Source organism: Thalassolituus maritimus (assembly GCF_900156675.1).
Classification (GTDB): domain Bacteria; phylum Pseudomonadota; class Gammaproteobacteria; order Pseudomonadales; family Oceanobacteraceae; genus Thalassolituus; species Thalassolituus maritimus.
The window spans coordinates 1-21,086 of sequence record NZ_FTOH01000010.1; the positions used below are offsets into that span (position 1 = coordinate 1).

General features: G+C 50.6%; 34 protein-coding genes. 29 read left to right on the plus strand and 5 right to left on the minus strand.

All coding sequences use genetic code 11. The annotated features are described in order from the left end of the window. The first annotated feature begins 345 nt into the window (after positions 1–345). From rpsJ to BW941_RS14625, 29 genes are all read left to right on the plus strand, one after another. Positions 346–657, plus strand: a complete 312-nt coding sequence (gene rpsJ, locus BW941_RS14485) for a 30S ribosomal protein S10 (protein ID WP_068443270.1) — start codon at positions 346–348, stop codon at positions 655–657. Between the two features lie 102 nt (positions 658–759). Further along, positions 760–1,392, plus strand: coding sequence for a 50S ribosomal protein L3 (gene rplC / locus BW941_RS14490; RefSeq protein ID WP_076517281.1), 633 nt, complete (start codon positions 760–762; stop codon positions 1,390–1,392). Between the two features lie 3 nt (positions 1,393–1,395). Continuing rightward, positions 1,396–1,998, plus strand: a complete 603-nt coding sequence (gene rplD / locus BW941_RS14495) for a 50S ribosomal protein L4 (RefSeq protein WP_068438476.1) — start codon at positions 1,396–1,398, stop codon at positions 1,996–1,998. Next, entirely contained in the window at positions 1,995–2,291 is a 297-nt protein-coding gene (rplW, locus tag BW941_RS14500) for a 50S ribosomal protein L23 (protein WP_076517283.1), read from the plus strand. Before rplD ends, rplW begins: the two co-directional genes overlap by 4 nt. Positions 2,292–2,305: 14 nt before the next feature. Continuing rightward, positions 2,306–3,133 carry a 50S ribosomal protein L2 gene (gene rplB, locus BW941_RS14505; RefSeq protein WP_068443273.1) on the plus strand — a complete coding sequence of 276 codons (828 nt, stop codon included), beginning with the start codon at positions 2,306–2,308 and terminating at the stop codon, positions 3,131–3,133. Between the two features lie 17 nt (positions 3,134–3,150). After that, positions 3,151–3,426, plus strand: a complete 276-nt coding sequence (gene rpsS, locus BW941_RS14510; RefSeq protein WP_068443276.1) for a 30S ribosomal protein S19 — start codon at positions 3,151–3,153, stop codon at positions 3,424–3,426. Between the two features lie 13 nt (positions 3,427–3,439). Then, positions 3,440–3,772, plus strand: coding sequence for a 50S ribosomal protein L22 (rplV, locus tag BW941_RS14515; protein WP_076517284.1), 333 nt, complete (start codon positions 3,440–3,442; stop codon positions 3,770–3,772). A 12-nt stretch (positions 3,773–3,784) separates the two neighbouring features. Continuing rightward, entirely contained in the window at positions 3,785–4,471 is a 687-nt protein-coding gene (gene rpsC, locus BW941_RS14520; RefSeq protein ID WP_068438036.1) for a 30S ribosomal protein S3, read from the plus strand. A gap of 12 nt (positions 4,472–4,483) precedes the next feature. Then, positions 4,484–4,897 carry a 50S ribosomal protein L16 gene (gene rplP / locus BW941_RS14525; RefSeq protein WP_068443279.1) on the plus strand — a complete coding sequence of 138 codons (414 nt, stop codon included), beginning with the start codon at positions 4,484–4,486 and terminating at the stop codon, positions 4,895–4,897. Continuing rightward, on the plus strand, positions 4,897–5,088 hold the full coding sequence (rpmC, locus tag BW941_RS14530; protein ID WP_068443280.1) for a 50S ribosomal protein L29: 192 nt from the start codon (positions 4,897–4,899) through the stop codon (positions 5,086–5,088). The genes rplP and rpmC overlap by 1 nt, the downstream gene beginning before the upstream one ends. Before the next feature lie 2 nt (positions 5,089–5,090). Further along, positions 5,091–5,357 (plus strand): 30S ribosomal protein S17, encoded by a 267-nt coding sequence (rpsQ, locus tag BW941_RS14535; protein ID WP_068443283.1) that lies wholly within the window; start codon positions 5,091–5,093, stop codon positions 5,355–5,357. Between the two features lie 31 nt (positions 5,358–5,388). Beyond that, on the plus strand, positions 5,389–5,757 hold the full coding sequence (gene rplN, locus BW941_RS14540; RefSeq protein ID WP_068438793.1) for a 50S ribosomal protein L14: 369 nt from the start codon (positions 5,389–5,391) through the stop codon (positions 5,755–5,757). 11 nt (positions 5,758–5,768) lie between these two features. Further along, positions 5,769–6,083 (plus strand): 50S ribosomal protein L24, encoded by a 315-nt coding sequence (gene rplX, locus BW941_RS14545; RefSeq protein WP_068443291.1) that lies wholly within the window; start codon positions 5,769–5,771, stop codon positions 6,081–6,083. A 17-nt stretch (positions 6,084–6,100) separates the two neighbouring features. Beyond that, entirely contained in the window at positions 6,101–6,640 is a 540-nt protein-coding gene (gene rplE / locus BW941_RS14550) for a 50S ribosomal protein L5 (protein ID WP_068443294.1), read from the plus strand. A 10-nt stretch (positions 6,641–6,650) separates the two neighbouring features. Next, on the plus strand, positions 6,651–6,956 hold the full coding sequence (rpsN, locus tag BW941_RS14555; protein WP_068443297.1) for a 30S ribosomal protein S14: 306 nt from the start codon (positions 6,651–6,653) through the stop codon (positions 6,954–6,956). A 168-nt stretch (positions 6,957–7,124) separates the two neighbouring features. Continuing rightward, complete coding sequence (gene rpsH / locus BW941_RS14560; protein ID WP_068443069.1) at positions 7,125–7,517, plus strand: 30S ribosomal protein S8; 393 nt, start codon at positions 7,125–7,127, stop codon at positions 7,515–7,517. Between the two features lie 11 nt (positions 7,518–7,528). After that, positions 7,529–8,062, plus strand: coding sequence for a 50S ribosomal protein L6 (gene rplF, locus BW941_RS14565; protein ID WP_076517286.1), 534 nt, complete (start codon positions 7,529–7,531; stop codon positions 8,060–8,062). Positions 8,063–8,072: 10 nt separating this feature from the next. Beyond that, positions 8,073–8,423: a 50S ribosomal protein L18 gene (gene rplR / locus BW941_RS14570; protein WP_068443064.1), complete on the plus strand. Its 351-nt coding sequence runs from the start codon at positions 8,073–8,075 to the stop codon at positions 8,421–8,423. Between the two features lie 10 nt (positions 8,424–8,433). Beyond that, positions 8,434–8,946, plus strand: a complete 513-nt coding sequence (rpsE, locus tag BW941_RS14575) for a 30S ribosomal protein S5 (RefSeq protein WP_068443062.1) — start codon at positions 8,434–8,436, stop codon at positions 8,944–8,946. A 6-nt stretch (positions 8,947–8,952) separates the two neighbouring features. Beyond that, positions 8,953–9,138: a 50S ribosomal protein L30 gene (gene rpmD / locus BW941_RS14580; RefSeq protein ID WP_068443059.1), complete on the plus strand. Its 186-nt coding sequence runs from the start codon at positions 8,953–8,955 to the stop codon at positions 9,136–9,138. A 1-nt stretch (position 9,139) separates the two neighbouring features. Continuing rightward, positions 9,140–9,574 (plus strand): 50S ribosomal protein L15, encoded by a 435-nt coding sequence (gene rplO / locus BW941_RS14585; RefSeq protein WP_076517288.1) that lies wholly within the window; start codon positions 9,140–9,142, stop codon positions 9,572–9,574. Then, positions 9,574–10,902, plus strand: a complete 1,329-nt coding sequence (gene secY / locus BW941_RS14590) for a preprotein translocase subunit SecY (RefSeq protein WP_076517289.1) — start codon at positions 9,574–9,576, stop codon at positions 10,900–10,902. The genes rplO and secY overlap by 1 nt, the downstream gene beginning before the upstream one ends. A gap of 27 nt (positions 10,903–10,929) precedes the next feature. Beyond that, complete coding sequence (gene rpmJ, locus BW941_RS14595; protein WP_068440836.1) at positions 10,930–11,043, plus strand: 50S ribosomal protein L36; 114 nt, start codon at positions 10,930–10,932, stop codon at positions 11,041–11,043. A gap of 123 nt (positions 11,044–11,166) precedes the next feature. Next, complete coding sequence (rpsM, locus tag BW941_RS14600) at positions 11,167–11,523, plus strand: 30S ribosomal protein S13 (protein ID WP_068440841.1); 357 nt, start codon at positions 11,167–11,169, stop codon at positions 11,521–11,523. Between the two features lie 78 nt (positions 11,524–11,601). Then, positions 11,602–11,991 carry a 30S ribosomal protein S11 gene (gene rpsK, locus BW941_RS14605; protein WP_068443303.1) on the plus strand — a complete coding sequence of 130 codons (390 nt, stop codon included), beginning with the start codon at positions 11,602–11,604 and terminating at the stop codon, positions 11,989–11,991. Between the two features lie 12 nt (positions 11,992–12,003). After that, a complete protein-coding gene (gene rpsD, locus BW941_RS14610; protein WP_068441860.1) occupies positions 12,004–12,624 on the plus strand; it encodes a 30S ribosomal protein S4 in 621 nt (206 codons plus the stop codon). Between the two features lie 22 nt (positions 12,625–12,646). Then, complete coding sequence (locus BW941_RS14615; RefSeq protein ID WP_076517291.1) at positions 12,647–13,648, plus strand: DNA-directed RNA polymerase subunit alpha; 1,002 nt, start codon at positions 12,647–12,649, stop codon at positions 13,646–13,648. Between the two features lie 19 nt (positions 13,649–13,667). Continuing rightward, a complete protein-coding gene (gene rplQ, locus BW941_RS14620; protein WP_068443309.1) occupies positions 13,668–14,060 on the plus strand; it encodes a 50S ribosomal protein L17 in 393 nt (130 codons plus the stop codon). A 189-nt stretch (positions 14,061–14,249) separates the two neighbouring features. Next, positions 14,250–16,349: a TonB-dependent siderophore receptor gene (locus BW941_RS14625; RefSeq protein WP_084189019.1), complete on the plus strand. Its 2,100-nt coding sequence runs from the start codon at positions 14,250–14,252 to the stop codon at positions 16,347–16,349. Between the two features lie 68 nt (positions 16,350–16,417). Here BW941_RS14625 and BW941_RS14630 read toward each other — a convergent pair whose 3' ends face one another. From BW941_RS14630 to BW941_RS14650, 5 genes are all read right to left on the minus strand, one after another. Then, on the minus strand, positions 16,418–17,287 hold the full coding sequence (locus BW941_RS14630) for an alpha/beta hydrolase (protein WP_076517293.1): 870 nt from the start codon (positions 17,285–17,287) through the stop codon (positions 16,418–16,420). Between the two features lie 180 nt (positions 17,288–17,467). Further along, on the minus strand, positions 17,468–18,748 hold the full coding sequence (locus tag BW941_RS14635; protein ID WP_076517295.1) for a TRAP transporter large permease: 1,281 nt from the start codon (positions 18,746–18,748) through the stop codon (positions 17,468–17,470). Further along, positions 18,745–19,224 (minus strand): TRAP transporter small permease, encoded by a 480-nt coding sequence (locus BW941_RS14640; RefSeq protein ID WP_076517298.1) that lies wholly within the window; start codon positions 19,222–19,224, stop codon positions 18,745–18,747. Before BW941_RS14640 ends, BW941_RS14635 begins: the two co-directional genes overlap by 4 nt. Then, positions 19,224–20,216, minus strand: coding sequence for a TRAP transporter substrate-binding protein (locus tag BW941_RS14645; protein WP_076517463.1), 993 nt, complete (start codon positions 20,214–20,216; stop codon positions 19,224–19,226). The genes BW941_RS14640 and BW941_RS14645 overlap by 1 nt, the downstream gene beginning before the upstream one ends. Positions 20,217–20,223: 7 nt before the next feature. Continuing rightward, positions 20,224–21,057: a TRAP transporter TatT component family protein gene (locus tag BW941_RS14650; RefSeq protein ID WP_076517465.1), complete on the minus strand. Its 834-nt coding sequence runs from the start codon at positions 21,055–21,057 to the stop codon at positions 20,224–20,226. Positions 21,058–21,086: the final 29 nt, after the last annotated feature.

Sequence of the window (21,086 nt, forward strand, 5' to 3'; positions counted from 1 at the left end):
TGTAGGTGCTGGTGTTGTAGCTAAAATCATCGAGTGATGAAGCTACCTGCATCGCCTCTGCGGTGTTGTGTCATCGATTTGATTTGTCACTTACATAAGTAAGCTCCTCATCAAATCGATAACACGGCCTGGCAGAGCCTTCTTCGGTAACGCTTCATTTGGGCGATATCGAAGAAAATGCAGAATCCAAAAAAGCCCGCTTCGTGCGGGCTTTTTTGAACTTCCAATAAGCCCTTCTGGCTTATTTCTCTAAGCGTGTTGACACGTCGCCTGACTCCCCCTACAATTCGCGTCCCCTATTATCTGGGGAAACCGCAAGCTCAAGCACATTAACTGGAGTTTGGTATGCAAAACCAACGAATCCGTATCCGTCTGAAGGCGTTCGACCATCGCCTGATCGATACTTCGACTCAGGAAATTGTCGATACGGCTAAGCGTACGGGCGCTCAGGTGCGTGGTCCTATTCCACTGCCTACTCGTAAAGAGCGTTATACCGTTCTGGTTTCACCGCACGTTAACAAAGACGCGCGTGACCAGTACGAAATCCGTACGCACAAGCGCATGCTCGACATTGTTGAGCCTACAGAAAAAACTGTAGATGCGCTGATGAAACTTGATCTGGCTGCCGGTGTGGAAGTTCAGATCAGCCTCGGCTAATCCGTAAGGATTTGTCCTAAGGCTCTGTGTAACGCCCGTAATCTCTATTGAAACAAGGGCGGCCATAGCGGGTATCAGCCCCGTACACGAGAGGAAAACAACATGGCAATTGGTATTGTCGGTAAAAAAGCGGGTATGACCCGTGTATTTACTGAAGCAGGTCAATCTGTCGCTGTAACTGTACTGCAGGTGACGCCTAACCGCGTTACTCAGGTGAAAACACCTGAAACTGATGGCTACAGTGCTGTTCAGATTGCATTTGGCGAGAAGAAAGCGTCTCGCGTATCTAAGCCTCAAGCTGGCCAGTTTGCGAAAGCAAACGTTGAAGCTGGTAAGGGTCTTATTGAGTTCCGTACTGAGGAAGGTTTTGAGCTGGGTCAGGAATTGACCGTTGAACAGTTTGAAGCCGGTCAGAAAGTCGATGTGACTGGTACGACCAAAGGTAAAGGTTTCCAGGGTGGCGTTAAGCGCTGGAACTTCTCTACCCAGGATGCAACTCACGGTAACTCATTGTCTCACCGTGCGCCTGGCTCTATTGGCCAGTGTCAGACCCCAGGTCGCGTATGGAAAGGCAAAAAAATGGCAGGCCACATGGGTGCTGAAAAGCAGACTACCCAAATGCTGGAAATTGTTCAGGTTGATACCGAGAACAATCTGCTGTTGATCAAAGGTGCTGTGCCAGGTGCGACTGGTTCCGAAGTAATTGTTAAACCAGCTGTAAAGGCTAAGGGGTAAGCAATGGAACTGAAAACGAATACTGGTGCAGCTGTAGCAGTCTCTGACGCTACCTTTGCTCGCGAATTCAACGAATCTCTGGTTCATCAGATTGTTACTGCATACCTTGCAGGCGGTCGCCAGGGTACTAAAGCTCAGAAAACCCGTTCTGAAGTAGCCGGTGGTGGTAAGAAGCCTTGGCGTCAGAAGGGTACTGGTCGTGCACGTGCTGGTACTGCAAGCTCTCCTATCTGGCGTTCAGGTGGTGTGACCTTTGCTGCTAAGCCACGTAACTACGAGCAGAAAGTAAACAAGAAGATGTATCGCGCTGCGATGCAGTCAATTCTGTCTGAGCTGGTTCGTCAGGAACGTCTGGTTGTAGCGGACGACTTCAAAGTTGACACTCACAAAACTAAAGATTTTGTGAAAAAGCTGAACGCGCTTGAGCTGAATAACGTTCTGATCGTGTCTGATGATGTCGATGAAAAGCTCTACCTGGCTTCACGCAACGTTCCACACGTTGGTGTGACCGAAGCAAGCAGTGTTGATCCAGTCAGCCTGATCGCTTTCGACAAGATCCTGGTAACCGTGCAGGCCCTTAAGAAACTTGAGGAGGCTTACGCATGAACCGTGAACGTATCTACAAAGTACTGGTAGCTCCTCACATTTCTGAGAAAGCGACCATCCTGGCAGATAAAGCTGGTCAGTACGTGTTCCGTGTAGCACCTGACGCAACTAAGCCAGAGATCAAAAAGGCTGTTGAAGCTCTGTTCGAAGTGAAAGTTCAGTCCGTACAGACCGTCAACATTAAAGGTAAGACCAAGCGTACCGCTCGCGGTATGGGTAAGCGTAACGACATCCGCAAAGCGTATGTACGTCTCGTGCCTGGTCAAGACATCGACTTCGCTGACGCGGAATAAGAGGAGCTTAAGTCATGGCATTGGTGAAAACTAAACCGACTTCAGCTGGCCGTCGTCATCTGGTTAAAGTCGTAAACAGCGAACTGCACAAAGGTAAGCCTTTTGCGGGTCTGCTGGAGAAGAAGTCAAAGAGCGGTGGCCGTAACAACAACGGTCGTATCACTACTCGTCACATCGGTGGTGGTCACAAGCAGCATTACCGTATTGTTGACTTCAAGCGTAACAAAGATGGTGTTCCTGCTGTTGTTGAGCGTCTGGAATACGATCCGAACCGTAGCGCAAACATCGCCCTGCTGAAGTACTCAGACGGTGAGCGTCGCTACATCCTTGCACCTAAAGGTCTGACTGCAGGTGACGAGGTTGTTTCAGGTGAACACGCGCCTATTAAACCAGGTAGCGCTATGCCACTGCGTAACATTCCAGTGGGTAGTACTGTTCACAACGTTGAGTTGAAGCCAGGTAAAGGCGGCCAGATGGCTCGTTCTGCCGGTGCATCTGCTCAGCTGGTTGCCCGTGAAGGTACCTACTGCACACTGCGTCTTCGTTCAGGCGAAATGCGTAAAGTGCTGTCAGATTGCCGCGCAACACTGGGTGAAGTTGGTAACTCTGAACACTCTCTGCGTGAGCTGGGTAAAGCTGGTGCTTCCCGCTGGCGTGGTATCCGTCCGACCGTCCGCGGTGTGGTAATGAACCCTGTCGATCACCCACACGGTGGTGGTGAGGGTCGTACCTCTGGTGGTCGTCATCCGGTTACTCCTTGGGGTGTTCCGACTAAGGGTTACAAGACTCGTAAGAATAAGCGTACCGACAAACTGATCGTACGCCGTCGTTCTGCGAAATAAATAGAGAGGATTGAACTGTGCCACGTTCATTGAAAAAAGGTCCATTTATCGACCACCACTTGATGAAAAAGGTAGAGACCGCTCTTGAGGCTAACGACAAGCGTCCGATCAAGACATGGTCTCGCCGTTCTACGATCTTCCCGGATTTCGTAGGACTGACGATCGCCGTACATAACGGCAAACAACACGTGCCTGTTTTCGTAACTGAAGACATGGTTGGTCATAAACTCGGCGAATTCGCGTTGACCCGTACCTACAAGGGTCACATTGCGGATAAGAAAGCCAAACGTTAAGGGGTGAATAGATATGTCTGAAGTAGCCGCTGTATTACGTGGTGCTCGCTTGTCTGCACAGAAAGGTCGCCTGGTTGTTGACAGCATCCGCGGTAAAAAGGTTGCCGAAGCACTGGATATCCTGAGCTTCAGTACCACTAAGGGTGCGGACCTGGTTAAGAAAGTGCTGGAGTCTGCCATCGCCAATGCTGAGCACAATAACGGTGCTGACGTCGATGAGCTGCGTGTTTCCACCGCATTCGTTGATGAAGGTATGACTATGAAGCGTATCCGTCCACGTGCTAAAGGCCGTGCGGACCGTATCTTCAAACGTACCTGTCACATCACTGTGAAAGTTTCAGAATAAGGAGTTGGTCAGATGGGTCAAAAAGTTCATCCAACCGGTATCCGTTTAGGTATCACTAAAGACCATAACTCGGTCTGGTATGCCGGTAAGGATAAGTACGCCGACAACCTGCTGGCTGACATCGCTGTTCGTTCTCTGATCGAAAAGCGTCTTGAAAAAGCTTCAGTGAGCAAGGTCGTTATTGAGCGTCCAGCGCAAAACGCCAAAGTTACTATTCACACTGCCCGTCCAGGCATCGTGATTGGTAAGAAAGGTGAAGACGTAGAAGTTCTGCGTAAAGATGTCAGTGAATTGATGGGTATTCCGGTACACATCAACATTGAAGAAGTTCGTAAACCGGATCTGGATGCCAAACTGGTAGCACAGAGCGTTGCAAACCAGCTTGAGCGTCGTGTGATGTTCCGTCGTGCTATGAAGCGCGCGGTACAGAACGCAATGCGTGGCGGTGCGCAAGGTATCAAGATCCAGGTGGGCGGTCGTTTAGGTGGTGCTGAAATCGCTCGTTCAGAGTGGTACCGCGAAGGTCGTGTTCCTCTGCACACTCTGCGTGCAGATATCGATTACGCGACTTACGAAGCACACACTACTTACGGTGTTATTGGCGTGAAAGTCTGGATCTTCAAAGGTGAGATTCTGGGCGGTATCGAAGAAGTTCGTGAGCGCGCTAAGAACCAGGGTAAGAAAAAAGGCCGTTCATAAGGGGATTGAGTAATGTTGTTACCAAAACGTACCAAGTTCCGTAAAGTCCAGACCGGCCGTAACCGTGGTCTTGCCATTCGTGGCTCCAAGGTTAGCTTTGGTGAGTACGCACTGAAAGCTACTGGCCGTGGTCGTATGACTTCACGTCAGATCGAGGCAGCGCGTCGTGCGATGACTCGTAAAATTAAACGTGGTGGTAAAATCTGGATCCGCGTTTTCCCGGACAAGCCGATCACTGCGAAGCCTCTTGAGGTTCGTCAGGGTAAAGGTAAGGGTAACGTTGAATACTGGGTTTGCCAGATCCAGCCAGGCAAAGTCCTGTATGAGATGGAAGGTGTGTCGGAAGAACTCGCACGTGAAGCCTTCGCTCTGGCTGCCGCCAAACTGCCATTTGAAACACAGTTTGTTAAACGGACGGTGCTGTGATGAAAGCAAGTGAACTGAAAGAAAAGTCAGTAGCTGAGCTGCAATCTCAGCTTGAAGAACTGTTGGGCGAGCAATTCAAATTGCGTATGAGCAAAGCGACTAACCAGCTGGGTCAAACCCACCTGCTGCGCGAAACTCGTCGTGATATTGCCCGTGTAAAAACCGTGTTGGCCAGCAAGGCAGGTGAATGACCATGACTGAGAACACAAAAACTGCCCGCACATTGAGCGGTCGCGTTGTCAGCAACAAGATGGACAAGTCCGTGACTGTGCTGGTTGAACGCTTCGTGAAGCACCCGATCTATAAAAAGTTCGTGAAGCGCTCCACGAAAGTAATGGCACACGATGCCAACAACGAGTGTCAAATTGGCGACACCGTTACTGTAAAAGAGTCGCGTCCTATGTCTAAAAACAAGACTTGGGCGCTGGTATCAATCGACGAGCGCGCCGCCAAGGTTTAATACCGGGCGCACGTAGTTAGGAGCGATAGGCATGATCCAGACACAATCCATGCTTGACGTTGCCGACAACAGCGGCGCGAAGCGTGTTCAGTGCATTAAAGTACTGGGCGGCTCTCATCGTCGTTATGCCGGCATCGGTGACCTGATCAAGGTATCCGTAAAGGAAGCAATTCCACGCGGTAAAGTTAAGAAAGGCCAGGTGATGAACGCAGTTGTTGTTCGTACCCGTAAAGGCGTACGTCGTCCGGATGGTTCAATCATCCGTTTCGACACCAACTCTGCGGTACTGCTGAATGCGTCGAACGCACCAGTTGGCACACGTATCTTCGGCCCTGTGACTCGTGAACTGCGTTCTGAGCAGTTCATGAAGATCATTTCCCTTGCGCCTGAAGTGCTTTAAGGAGCAGTGAAATGTTGAAAATTCGCAGAAATGACGAAGTAGTTGTTATCGCCGGTAAAGACAAAGGCAAGCGCGGCAAGGTACAGAAAGTACTGGCTGACGGTCGTCTGATTGTCTCTGGCATTAACATGGTGAAAAAACACCAGAAACCAAACCCGTACCTGCAGCAGCCAGGCGGCATCGTTGAAAAAGAAGCCAGCATTCAGGTTTCAAACGTTGCAATCTGGAACCCTAAGACTGAGAAAGCTGACCGTGTTGGCTTCAAGGTTGAAGGCGAGAGCAAGGTACGTATCTTCAAATCTACTGGCGATCAAGTTGACGCCTGATAGGACTGGATACTGCTATGTCACGTTTAAAAGACCTGTACAAGAATGAAGTAGTAGCCAAGCTGACTGAAGAGTTTGGTTACAAAAACCCAATGGAAGTGCCGCGCGTTTCTAAAATCACCCTGAACATGGGTGTTGGTGAAGCGCTGGGTGACAAGAAGCTGATGGACAGCGCAGTTGCTGATATGGAAGCAATTGCCGGTCAGAAAGCGATCGTTACCAAGGCACGTAAATCAGTCGCGGGCTTTAAAGTCCGTGAAGGCTGGCCGATTGGCTGTAAAGTAACCCTGCGTCGTGACCGTATGTGGGAATTCATGGATCGCCTGGTAGACATCTCTCTGCCACGTGTGCGCGACTTCCGTGGTATTAACCCTAAGTCATTCGACGGTCGTGGTAACTACAGCATGGGCGTGAAGGAACAGATCATCTTCCCGGAAATTGAATACGATAAAGTAGACAAGGTTCGCGGTATGGATGTCACCATCACCACTACGGCTAAAACAAACGATGAAGGCCGCGCTTTGCTGAAAGCGCTGCAGTTCCCGTTCCGCAACTGAGGAGTGAATCATGGCCAAAATTAGCATGAAGCAGCGCGAGCTGAAGCGTGAAAAACTGGTTGCCAAGTTCGCTGCCAAGCGCGAAGAACTGAAAGCCATCATCAAAAACCCAGCGTCTTCTGATGAAGATCGCTGGAACGCACAACAGGCTCTGCAGCAGCTGCCGCGTGATTCGTCACCAAGCCGTCTGCAGCGTCGTTGTCAGATGACAGGCCGTCCGCACGGCGTTTACCGTAAGTTCAAGCTGTCACGTATTAAACTGCGTGAAGAAGGCATGAAAGGTAACGTGCCTGGTCTGAAAAAAGCTAGTTGGTAAGCAATTCCCAACTCGTGTAGAATGCGCGCCTGATTTCAGGTGCGCTTCTCTTTACTCTGCCAAATCCTTGTTCTGCAATGCAGCTTGGATCGGCGGAGTATTGTCGTCTCAGGATTTTTTCCGGATGGGCATGGGGAGAGGGGCGCTGTACAACCGAGGAATATACAAATGAGTATGCAAGATACGTTGGCGGATATGTTCACCCGCATTCGTAATGCCCAGCAAGCTGGTCACACGAATGTAAGCATGCCGTCATCAAAAATTAAGAAGTCTGTGGCTCAGGTTCTCGAATCTGAAGGCTACATCGCTGGCTTCTCTGTCGATAGTGAGGTTAAGCCTACTATGACTATCGACCTGAAATACTACGAAGGCAAGCCGGTTATTGAGCGCATTCAGCGTGTTAGCCGTCCTGGTCTGCGTCAGTACCGTGGTACTACCGAGCTGCCTAAAGTAGAGGCTGGTCTGGGCGTTGCCATCGTTTCAACTTCGAAAGGCGTAATGACTGACCGCGCTGCCCGTGCTGCGGGTGTTGGCGGCGAAGTCATCGCGACCGTATTCTAAGGAGTTTATCGATGTCTCGCGTAGCAAAAGCTCCTGTCGCAATCCCAGCTGGCGTTGAAGTCAAGCTGGCTGACGACAAGATCACTATTAAAGGCAAACAAGGTCAGCTTGAACTCGACGTTCACGCTTCTGTGGCAATCAGCCAGGAAGAGAACGAACTGAAGTTCGCGCCTAAGTCTGCCGACAAACAGGCTAACGCCCTCGCCGGTACTTTCCGGTCACTGGTTAACAACATGGTTACTGGTGTCAGCGTTGGTTTTGAGAAGAAACTGATTCTTCAGGGTGTTGGTTACCGTGCAAAAGCAGCTGGTAATACTCTGAATCTGTCACTGGGTTTCTCTCACCCTGTTGATTATGCACTGCCTGAAGGCGTAACTGCCGAAACCCCAAGCCAGACTGAAGTCGTTATCAAAGGTATCGACAAACAGCAGGTTGGTCAGGTTGCTGCTGAGATCCGTGGCTATCGTCCACCAGAGCCTTATAAAGGTAAGGGTGTTCGTTATGCTGATGAAAATGTGCGTCGTAAAGAAGCCAAGAAAAAGTAAGGGCTAGGCCATGAATGAGAAGAAAAAAGCTCGTCTGCGCCGTGCCGCGAAAACACGGACTAACATCCGTGACAAAGGCGCGGTACGTCTGTGCGTACACCGCACACCAAGACACATCTACGCTCAGGTCATTGCTGCTAACGGCGCAACCGTACTGGCAACTGCTTCTACTGTAGAAGCTGATCTGCGTAGCGAAATCACTGGTAATGTTTCTGCAGCTACCAAAGTTGGTCAACTGATCGCAGAGCGCGCGAAAGCCGCTGGCGTGACCAAAGTAGCGTTCGATCGTTCCGGTTTCAAATACCATGGTCGTGTTAAAGCTCTGGCTGACGCGGCTCGTGAAAGCGGCCTGGAATTCTAAGGGGTAGATCATGGCGAATAACGAACGTAACAACGAACGTAACGAAAGCGAACTGCAGGAAAAGCTGGTTCAGGTGAACCGCGTAGCCAAAGTAGTTAAAGGTGGTCGTATCTTCGCATTCACAGCTCTGACTGTGGTAGGCGATGGCAACGGTCGCGTTGGCTTTGGTCGTGGTAAATCCCGCGAAGTACCAACTGCAATCCAGAAAGCAATGGAACAGGCTAAGCGCAACATGATCGACGTCCAGCTGGACGGTTCGACTCTGCAGTACCCGGTTAAGGCCGTGCACTCAGGTTCGCGCATCTTCATGCAGCCTGCATCTGAAGGTACCGGTATTATTGCCGGTGGTGCGATGCGTGCCGTTCTGGAAATGGTTGGTGTTAAAAACGTACTGGCCAAGTGCTATGGCTCAACTAACCCGGTGAACGTAGTTCGCGCGACCTTTAATGGTCTGGCGCAGATGAAATCACCAGAGCAGGTTGCAGCTAAGCGTGGCAAGTCAGTTGAAGACATTCTGGGGTAATCTGACATGGCTAAGAAAACCGTAAAAGTTACCCAGACCCGCAGTACTATTGGCAAACTGCCAAAGCACCGCGAGACCATGAAAGGTCTGGGCCTGCGTCGTATTGGTCACACTGTTGAGCTGGAAGATACTCCTTCTGTCCGCGGCATGATCAATCAAGTTCAATACATGGTTAAGGTAGAAGGGGAGTAATATGCGTCTCAACGAATTGAGCCCGGCTCCTGGTTCTAAGCCTACTGCTAAGCGTGTTGGTCGTGGTATCGGTTCTGGTCTGGGTAAGACCGGCGGCCGTGGTCACAAAGGTCAGAAATCACGTTCTGGCGGTAAAGTAGCTCCAGGCTTCGAAGGCGGTCAGATGCCAATCCACCGTCGTCTGCCTAAGTTCGGCTTCACTTCACGTCAGGCACAGTACGTTGCTGAGATTCGTCTCAACGAACTGGCTCTGGTTGAAGGTGAAACTGTCGATCTGGCAGCGCTGAAAGCTGCTGACGTAATTGGCGAGAAAATTAAACAGGCTCGCGTAATTCTGTCTGGCGAAATCAGCAAAGCTGTGACCGTTAAAGGTCTGAAAGTTACTAAAGGCGCTAAAGCTGCTATTGAAGCAGCGGGTGGTAAGGTCGAAGACTAATGGCTAAGCAAGGCTCACTCCCGGCAGGGATGCAGAACGGAATGGGCGAGCTTTGGGCTCGCATCCGTTTTGTGATTCTGGCAATTATTGTATATCGCATTGGTACCCATATTCCGGTACCTGGGATGAATCCAGAGGCACTCGAGAGATTGTTTGATCAGAACCAGGGCACGATCCTGGAGATGTTCAATATGTTCTCTGGTGGTGCATTGGAACGTATGAGTATTCTCGCGTTGGGTATCATGCCCTACATCTCTGCGTCGATTATCATGCAGTTGCTTACCGCGGTGAGCCCACAGCTTGAGCAGCTTAAGAAAGAAGGTGAGGCGGGGCGTCGTAAGATTACCCAATACACCCGTTACGGAACTGTACTTCTGGCAACCCTCCAGGCCTTCGGTGTATCCGCAGGTCTGGCCAGCCAGGGCGTTACTTTCTCATCCGGACCAGATTTTTATATCGCAGCTATCCCGTCATTCGTGGCTGGTGCGGTATTCATGATGTGGCTGGGCGAGCAGGTAACTGAGCGCGGCATCGGTAACGGTATTTCTATTCTTATTTTTGCCGGTATTGTGGCTGGTCTGCCATCAGCGTTGGCACAGGCGTTTGAATCTGCCCGTACGGGTGAGGTGAACATCGTCCTGTTACTTGGTATCGCTCTGCTGGCGGTTGCCGTGATCGCGTTTGTTGTGTTCGTAGAACGTGGACAGCGCCGGATCACGATTAACTATGCCAAGCGTCAGCAAGGTCGTCAGGTGTTCGCTGCTCAAACCAGCCACCTGCCGCTGAAACTGAACATGGCGGGCGTTATCCCAGCGATCTTTGCATCTTCTCTGCTGCTGTTTCCTGCCTCTCTGGGGCAATGGTTCGGTCAGGGTGAGGGTGTGATGGCTGAATACCTTCAGGACTTCAGCATGCTGTTGGCCCCTGATAAGCCGCTGTACCTGTTGCTGTTCTCTGCAGGCATCATCTTCTTCTGCTACTTCTACACCGCGTTGATGTTCAATCCGCGTGAAGTGGCTGAGAACCTGAAGAAGTCTGGTGCGTTTATCCCGGGTATCCGCCCTGGTGTGCAGACCGCAAACTACATCGATACTGTACTGGGTCGCCTGACACTGTTTGGCTCGCTGTACATCACCGCTGTATGTCTGCTGCCTCAGCTGCTGGTTATTGGTGCCGACGTGCCGTTCTACTTCGGTGGCACCTCGCTGCTGATTGTGGTCGTCGTCGTGATGGATTTCATGGCTCAGGTCCAATCGCACCTGATGTCTCATCAGTATGAATCACTGATGAAGAAGTCTAATTTACATCAATATGGTACTCGCCGATAAGGCGTGCACCGTATACAGGAGAACGTCATGAAAGTACGTGCATCTGTAAAGAAAATCTGCCGTGAATGCAAAATCATTCGCCGTAACGGCAGTGTGCGAGTGATCTGTACAGATCCTAAGCACAAACAGCGTCAGGGCTAATCTTCTGACGAGTCAGGTCAATCCTGACAAGGCCGGGTGGCTGAAATCAGGTCGCTTGCTTTTTAAGCAGGCGACCTGTAGTATTCGCCGCCCTTTCATTAAGTAAGTGTAACGGAGTTAGACATGGCCCGTATTGCCGGTGTCAACATTCCTGACAACAAGCATGCAGTTATTTCTCTGACCTATGTCTATGGCATTGGTAAGACGACTGCGAAGCAGATCTGTGCCTCTACTGGCATCGCTGAAGACACCAAAATTGGTGACCTGAGCGAAGATCAGCTCGATGTTGTTCGTAACGAAGTAGGTAAGTTCACAGTTGAAGGTGATCTGCGTCGCGAGACTCAGATGAACATCAAGCGTCTGATGGACATGGGTTGTTTCCGTGGTATCCGCCACCGTCGCAGCCTGCCACTTCGTGGTCAGCGTACTAAAACTAATGCACGTACCCGTAAGGGTCCGCGCAAGCCGATCCGTAAGTAATTTATTACCCGGATCTGCTCTTTTAGTGTAGCTGCATTCGACTTGTTGCAGTGTTGATATTAAAAGCAGGATTTAAAAATGGCTAAGCCACAAAGATCAACGAAGAAAAAAGTTAAAAAGACGGTCGTCGATGGCATCGCGCACATCCACGCCTCTTTTAACAATACTATCGTGACCATCACTGACCGCCAGGGTAACGCTCTCTCATGGGCAACCGCAGGTGGTTCAGGTTTCCGTGGTTCACGTAAGAGCACGCCGTTTGCCGCACAGGTTGCTGCAGAACGTGCAGGAGAAGCCGCTAAAGAGTACGGCCTGAAGAATCTGGATGTAGAGGTCAAAGGCCCTGGTCCAGGTCGTGAATCAGCTGTTCGTGCCCTGAATGCATGTGGATACAAGATCACTAACATCACTGATGTTACTCCGATCCCACATAACGGCTGTCGTCCACCTAAGAAACGTCGCGTATAAGGAGGCTCAATAATGGCACGTTATATTGGTCCTAAGTGTAAGCTCGCGCGTCGTGAAGGAACTGACCTGTTCCTGAAAAGTGGCGTCCGTGCTCTGGACACAAAATGTAAATTAGAAACCAAGCCTGGCGTTCATGGCGCTGGTCGTGGTCGTCTGTCTGACTACGGTCTGCAGCTTCGTGAGAAGCAGAAAGTCCGTCGTCTCTATGGCATCCTCGAGAAGCAGTTCCGTAGCTACTACAAAGAAGCTGCTCGTCGTAAAGGTGCAACCGGTGAAAACCTGCTGCAGCTGCTGGAATCACGTCTGGATAACGTTGTTTATCGTATGGGCTTTGGTTCTACCCGCGCTGAAGCACGTCAGCTGGTGTCTCACAAAGCAATCACTGTTAATGGTCAGTCCGTTAACATTCCTTCCTTCCAGGTTAAAGGCGGTGATGTGGTAGCTGTCCGTGAGAAGTCAAAGTCTCAGGATCGCATCAAGACTGCACTCGATCTGGCTGGTCAGCGTGCTGACTGCGGTTGGATTGATGTGAATGCCGGCAAGATGGAAGGAACTTTTAAAGCAGTTCCTGAGCGCGCTGATCTCCCAGCAGAGATCAACGAAAACCTCATCGTGGAACTTTACTCTAAGTAATAGAGGAACTTAAGGGGCAGCTATGCAGCGTGCAGTGAATGAATTTTTGACACCTCGTAACATCCAGGTGGACGAAGTATCCGGTACCCATGCCAAGGTAACACTTGAGCCGCTGGAGCGTGGTTTTGGTCATACTCTGGGTAACGCGTTACGTCGTATCCTGCTGTCGTCTATGCCAGGCGCAGCAATCACCGAATGTGAAATCGAAGGTGTACTCCATGAGTACAGCGCTATCGACGGCGTTCAGGAAGATGTAATTGAAATCCTGCTGAACCTCAAAGGTGTAGCGGTCAAATTACATGAACGTGACGAGGCGAACCTGACTCTGACCAAAGCTGGTCCGGGTACAGTGACAGCTGCTGATATTCAACTGGATCATGGTGTTGAAATTGCCAACCCAGATCACGTCATCGCTCACCTGGGTGAAGGCGCTGAACTGAAAATGACCCTTCGGATCGATTCAGGTCGTGGTTACGAGACTGTTGAAGCTCGCAATCAGAACGATGAAGAGACCAAGGCGATTGGCAAACTGCAGCTCGATGCAACTTACAGCCCGGTTAAACGTGTTTCTTACAGCGTCGAAAGCGCTCGTGTAGAACAGCGTACTGACCTGGATAAGCTGATCATCGATCTGGAGTCTGATGGCACTATCGATCCGGAAGAAGCAATCCGTCGTTCCGCGACCATCCTGCAGCAGCAGTTAGCTATTTTCGTTAACCTCGAGAACGACGAAGTCGTTGAACAGGTTCGTGAAGAAGAAGAGATCGATCCGATTCTCCTGCGTCCAGTGGACGACCTGGAGCTGACCGTTCGCTCAGCTAACTGTCTGAAGGCTGAAAACATCTACTACATTGGTGATCTGATCCAGCGCACTGAAGTTGAGCTGCTGAAGACACCTAACTTGGGTAAGAAGTCTTTGACCGAAATCAAAGACGTTCTCGCATCACGCGGACTGTCGTTGGGTATGCACCTTGAGAACTGGCCACCTGCCAGTCTCCGCAACGACGACAAAGTTCTTGCGTAAGTAGTGAAGGAATAAAACCATGCGTCATCGTAAAAGTGGTCGCCACTTCAATCGCACAAGTTCACACCGTCAGGCTATGTTTAAAAACATGGCTGTGAGCCTGTTCGAGCATGAAATCATCAAGACTACTGTGCCTAAGGCGAAAGAGCTGCGTCGTGTAGCTGAGCCACTGATCACCCTTGCTAAGGTTGATTCAGTTGCTAACCGTCGTCTGGCCTTTGCTCGCACTCGCAGCAAAGAAGCAGTAGGTAAACTGTTTACTGATCTTGGTCCTCGTTACCAGAACCGTCCTGGCGGCTACATTCGTATTATGAAATGTGGCTTCCGTGCCGGTGACAACGCGCCTATGGCGTTCGTTGAACTGGTTGATCGTCCTGTTGTAGAAGCAGAAGACGTAGTCACAGAAGACTAAGCTGATGTACTTCAGTTTAAAGAAACCCGCCTAGTGCGGGTTTTTTTGTGAGCAAATATTTTTTAAAAATAAAAAAATAACGCGAACGATTCGCCTTTACCTGATCTGTAGCTATCGTTAGAATCACTGCGTTCTCCAGGTGCAGACAGATTGCGCCAGAGTTTTTACTTCTCACTGAAGGCAGTCACTATGTTTAGTATTCGCACTCCACTCGCAGCCGCCATTCTGGCTACGACACTCTCCACATCCGTAATGGCTGAAGACAATTCTTCGCCTGAGTCCGTTGAGCTTGATGCTGTTTCGATTACTGCGGCTCGGGATGATCGTGTATCTAAAGGCGCAATCGGCCTGCCACTTTCCCTGAAGGAGACCCCTCAGTCGATTACGATTCTCGATGACGAAGCAATGGATCTTTACGACGCGTCTGGAACCAATGATGCGTTAAAAATGATGAACGGTATTGATGTTCAGGAATATGAAACGAACCGTACCTCATATAATGCGCGAGGCTTTGAGATTCAGCTGACGCAGGTAGACGGTTTGGGTACCAGTAACGATTACGGTACCGTTCTGGGACAGCAGGACACTTTCTTGTTTGAACGTATTGAGTTGGTCAGGGGTGCGAATGGACTGTTAACCGGTGTTGGTAATTCATCCGGTACGATTAACTATGTGCGTAAGCGTCCGACTAATGAGGACGAAGCGGAAATTCTGTTTACGCTAGGTTCTTATAATCAGGTGCGTCTGGGCGTAGACGGTAACAAGGTACTTACGAGTGATGGTCGCTGGGCTGGCCGTGTTGTCGCCGTTCAGGAAAACAAGAACTCCCACATTCGGGATCTTGAAACCCGTCGTACTTCTCTCTACTGGGTAGTAGATGGCCAGGTTGGTAGTAACGGCATTCTGACCTTCGGTTCAAGTTTCCAGAACAGCGAGCAGGATTCACCGATGTGGGGATCTCTTACGCTTAATTACGCTAATGGCGGTTACGCAGACTTTGATGTGTCGTCTTCGCCTTCTGCTGACTGGACCTACTGGAATTCGAAAAGCCGGAACATGTTCGTTGAGTACCTTCATGACCTCGGATCTGGTTGGGAAGCCAAAGCCAGCGTTCATGCAAACAGCTACGATGGTCAGAGTCGCCTTCTGTATGCTTACACCCTCGGTGGCGGCTTGAATGACGACAACACAGGGTTGGTGGGTTGGCCTTACGCTGGCTATACAGAAAAGTCGTCTATCGTATTTGATGTGAACCTCTCTGGTGAGTTTGAAGCCTTCGGTAATTATCACAGTGTTCTCGTGGGCGTAAGCCAGATTGAAGATGAAAATACTACGTATAACCGTCCCGTACTGTCTGGTGGTTTTCTTCCATATCCAGCGTTTGACGACTATGACGGCGATGATTATCCAGAACCGGAATTCGGCTTAAAAGAGAAACGCGGTGACGGTGAAAAATCACTGAGTCGTTTTTATGCTTCATCACGGTTCGGTCTTTCCGATACGCTTAATCTAATCGCGGGTGTTAACGTTATTAAACTGAAGCGAGAGGGCAGCTCTATCTATGGTTCTACCACAGAGAGCACTTATTACCCGGATCTTGAAGAAGCCAGCCCTTATGCAGGGCTGACGTGGGATGTCAGTGACGACCTCACTACTTATGTTTCTTATTCTGATATTTATCAGAATCAGGATAACGGCGACATCAACGGTGACTATCTCGATCCAATGAAGGGCGTGAACTATGAGGCTGGAGCAAAAGCCGAGTTCTTCAATGATCGTGTTCTGGCAACCTTTGCGGTATTCAAGGCAGAGCAGCAAGGGGTCGCGATTGTGGGTGGCCAACGTGAGGATACGACAACCTACTACGTACCAGCCGACGTAAATTCGAAAGGCTTTGAAGCAGAGATCGCCGGTGAGTTGACAGAGGAGTCTAATCTGGCCGTTGGTGTTACTCGTCTTCGTGTTACTGATGATAATGGCGATAACACATCTACCTGGATTCCTCGCACTGTATGGAAGGCGCGTTACGATTCGGTATTGCCGTTTGCACCAGCGGTACGTCTGGGCGCGAAGGCTACCTGGAAGTCTGATGCCTACAAAGAAAATGAAAACAAGCAGGACGCTTACATGGTGGTGGATACATTCGCAGCTTATACGTTCAATGATCAGGCTAAGCTGAAACTTAACGTAGATAATATTCTGAATGAGAAGTACGTGACGGGTATTCAGTCAGGCGCAATTTATGGAGCGCCGAGAAATGCGAATCTGACCTTCAATTACTCGTTCTGATGCAGTCGATGTAACAATAAAGAATGCTGTACTGGGCTGGCCTCAGTACAGCATTTTTTTATGCAGGTTTACTGGCGCAAAAACTCGCCGATTTTATACACAGCTTTCTTTGACGGCTTCAGGAAGGCGGCGTGGAACTGGAATACATGCCACATACCTTCAGAAACCTGAAGTGTGACGTCGACCCCCGCCTCCTTCATTGCGCTCTCAGCACGGGTTGAGTCGGACAGCAGAATTTCATCAGACCCTACCTGAATCAGCGTACGCGGATATCCGCTCATGTCCCCAAACAGGGGAGATAACCCCGGTTCGTCTTTTGCAGTACTGACGGCATACATTTCAGCTGATGAAGTCAGCCATAAAGGGTGCAGCATAGGATCGATTCTCCTGTTGCTGTCTATGGTCGGCCCGCTGCAGGTCAGGTCACACCAGGGGGACATTAACACCATCGCATTGGGCTGAGCATAGTCCGTTTTACTGATGGCTTCAGCCAGCGCCATGGCTAATCCGCCGCCGGCAGAATCTCCCATGATGACGATATCCTGATGACGCGACAGGAGATCTGTATAGGCTGCCAAGGCATCATCAAGCGCTGCGGGGTAGGGAGCCTCAGGGGCAAGCCTGTAATCAAGAATAAAGGCCTCACGCTCAGTGCTACGCGCGATACGGGCAACCATTTCCTTGTGGCTGTCTGGTGAGCCAGTGCAATAAGCTCCCCCGTGCAAATACAGAATGGCACCGTGGCAGGGCGTTGGTGTCAGACGGCGTGTTGGGATACCGGCAAGCTCGGTATGGGATTCTTTTATTCCCCCCGGCATCGGTGTAAAGCGCAGAAGATCGAGACGCTTACGCTGAGTGGTGACCGGAACCCTGGGGTTCAGCTGCGATTTGACGGTCAGGGTGACCAGTCGACGCATAACAGACTGCATCATCGACATGTTATGTACCTCAAAAAAAGAGCGGGCAACCCTGAAACAGGGGCCCGCTTAAATTGGGTGCCGCTATGAAGTGGCGATCATGAACATGGCAGATGCCAATAACACCCACTTTACGCCTGCCCTCGGTAAACAGGGGCAAGGCGCGGTAAAGAAGGGTCAGACATTCATCATGAAATGTCGTTACTCCACAAGTAGCAGACTTAATCCCGGCCAGTAAGTAATGATCAGAACGGTTGCCAGCAGAATAAAGAAGAACGGCAAGGTCGCTCGATATAATGTCATTACTGGTTTATTAAAACGGAAACTCGCAATAAACAGGTTCATCCCGACCGGAGGAGTAAAGTATCCAAGCTGCATGTTTGCCAGGAACAGTATGCCCAGGTGAATCGGGTGGATTCCGTACTGTACCGCAATTGGCAGAATAATCGGAATCATGATCACGATGGCAGAGAAAATATCCAGCATCATGCCGAGAATCAGCAGGAAGATGGTCAGCAACAACAGGAAGGTGAAACCGTCTGTGACGTGTGCCTGAATCGTATCAAAGACTTTTTCAGGGACGCCTGCATCAATCATATAGTTTGTCGATGCCAGTGATACTGCCAGGATCAGGAGGATAGCACCAACCAGCTTCATTGAGTCTCGCATCACTACAGGTAGCTGAGTAAAGGTAATTTCCCGGCGGATAATCACGGTAACTATCAGTACATAGAAGGCAGTGATTGCTGCGGCTTCTGATACAGCGAAGAAACCGCCGTAGATACCACCCAGAACGACAAACGGCAGGGGAATTTCCCATGCGCTGTCTTTGATAGCTGCCCAGGCTTCAGCGCGATCGAAGGTATGATTCGATTTTGGCAGGTGCCGCGATTGCCATGCGCTGTACAGCGACAAGGCGGTAAGCATCAGCAGACCGGGCAGAATGCCAGCAAGAAACAGATCATCAATGCTGACCGGCGTCTCCAGCGACATCTGTTGGGCAATCACACCGTACAGAATCAATGGCAGTGATGGTGCGAAGAGCAACCCTAGCGAGCCTGAGGTTGTCACCAGTCCGAGATTAAAATTCTCGCGGTAGCCTGCCTTTTTAAGGGCCGGAACGAGTAGCGCACCCAAAGCGACAATGGTAACGCCCGATGCGCCGGTGAACGCAGTAAATAATGCACAAGCGGCAAGAGCCACGATCGCCAGGCCGCCGGGCATCCAGCCAAGGAAGGCATCGGTAATGCGCACCAGTCGTTGAGGCGCCTTGCTTTCACCCATCAGGTAACCGGCAAAGGTAAATAGCGGAATAGCAATCAGAACCGGCATTTCGGCAACCCGGTAAATCTCAACCGCCATCACCTGGAGATCGACCTCGGTCTGAAAGAACCCCCACATGGCTGATGCGGCAATCACAGCAAACAGAGGGGCGCCTGCCAGTGCAAGTAACAGCAGGAGTGCCGTAACGAGAATACTCATGCAGTCAGTTCCTTACCGGTCGCAGCGGCGATGCCCTGAATGAAAAAACGCAGGCCCATTAAACCAAATGTAAAAGGAATAATGAGTTGCAGCGGCCAGGCTGGGATATCGGCGAAGGCAATATCCTGAAATTCAAAAGCAAGTTGTACATACTGTCCTGAGTACCAGCCGACCAGGCCGCAAACGACGGCGGCAAACAGAAGGGTGACGGTAGATGCGATACGGTTCAGTACCGGGCCGCCCAGCTTAGATATCAGGTCGATACTGATATGTTCGCGCGAGCGGGTTGCGAGCAATGCACCGAGCAGGCCAATCCACAAGACCATGACGCGCAGCAGGGGGGGAATCCATGAAACGCCGCCGCCGAAAATTGAGCGAGCCAGAATGTCATAGCCCGCGAGAATAATCATTGCCAGCAGAAGTAAGACCAGCACGCTGTCTTCAAGACGGTGCAGCCACTGAACCAGTTGTTTCATTAAGGCTCCTGACGCATCTCTTCAAGACGTTGCTGTAAACGCTTAAAGACTTCAACAGGATAAATCTCTTTGCTTGCCAGTTCATCGACAACGCCAGTCGCCAGTTCTTCCCAGGCTTGTTTGTCTTCTTCTGACAGTTCAACAAACTCGATACCATTCTGAGCGAGTGCATCGCGGGCGCCGGCCTCGTCTTTTTCGTTCTGAGCATCCATGGAGGCAAACGCTTCGGCCATAATACGCTTAACGACGGCCTGGTCTTCTGTGCTGATCTTACGGAATGCTTTCTGATCAACAATAATGGCGCCAGTGAGAAACAGCAGTGGGAAGTCGGTCACGTAGTTCACTTTGGTGTGCCACTGCAGGGCGATGGCTGAGGAGGCATTCACTACGATGGTATCGATCAGGCCTGTTTGCAAGCTGGTATAAACATCAGAGAGAGGCAAAGAAATCGGTTCAACACCGCCATTCTCAAACGTTGTTTCACCAATCAGATCGCCTTCAGGTACCCATACCTTCTGTTTGCGGGCATCGTCAGACGTACGGATAGGTTCATCAGACATCATGTAAGCAAAGCCCGCTTCAGAAATCCCGAGAACAACGTAGCCTTTTTTCGCCAGCTCGCTGACAATGTAGGGATCAAACTCTTCACGGATAGCCCGTACTTCTTCCAGTGTGCGGAAGGTAAACGGCAGGTTATAAATCTGAGAGGCCGGTGAAATATTAATCAGTGAGCCGGTCGCAACGGCGCCGCCCTGAAGCTGCCCAATGCGCATTTTACGCAGAACACTTTTATCGCTGCCCTGAACACCACCCGGGAAGTATTTAATTTTAACCCGGCCTTCAGTTTCAGTTTTAATGTCAGCAGCGGCCTGACGCATCACTTTCATCCAACTGGTACCGTCGGGTGCCAGTGTCGCGATTTTTAGTGTTGCGGCGTGCGCTGCTGGTGCCAATAGGCTGCCCAGCAGCAGGAGGAATGCAAAAATTCTCATAGTCATCTCACTCAAAGTAGTCAGTGGATTCTGCTAGTAAACGGTCAGCCTGACGCTGGGCCAGACGGTTAATCAGGGTCAGCCCTTCGGCATAAGGGTCTGCATCAATAACCTGCTGAAGCAGGTCATCATGAAGTTCCTGTTCAAACATAAGGCGGGCATATTGTTTGGCGTACAGTACTTTTGCCATCAGGTGCTTGCCGTCGCTCAGGGCGATGGCTTTCTCGAAATGCGCTTTACCGATCTCCGGCTTACCGCCAACGGATGGAGGTAATTGAGTCGTCAGTACGCCCAGGTATACCTGAACCGTGGCGTTGTCATAGCCCTCATCGTAGCTTTCAACCCACTCCATCAGATTCTTTACTTTGCTGACCTGGGCAATCGCGTTCCAGTCACTGGTATTTGCCTGTATCCAGCCTGCCCAGGCGGCGCCGTAGGCATAGAAGATATCGACATCGTCTTCGTCGTAATTCATAGCCAGGCCCCTTTTCAGTTCGTCTGCTGGGCCATCAACGAGATCACAGGCATCGCTGTCGTACTCACACAGAGCGCGCCTGGCGTATTCCAGCGCCTTGTCTGCCATCGATTGTGCCTGAACTTCGTCCTGAGCGAAGACGCCAGCGTAGGCACCGTAGAGTTGTGCACCTGCTAGCAGGAATCGTTCGTTTTCAGGGTAAGTAAGGATCAGTGCATCCAGCATCAGCAGGTACGCTGGGGCGCCGTCTGCAACGACTTCCGGGTCGTCCTGATTAAGCATCGCACGAGACAGATTGTCAGGCAGCTGGGTCACAGAGCATGCACCCAGCAGAAGAGAAAGTGCGAGAACGGTAATTGATTTCATGGTGCCGTCGCCAAAAAAGTGTGTGGCGA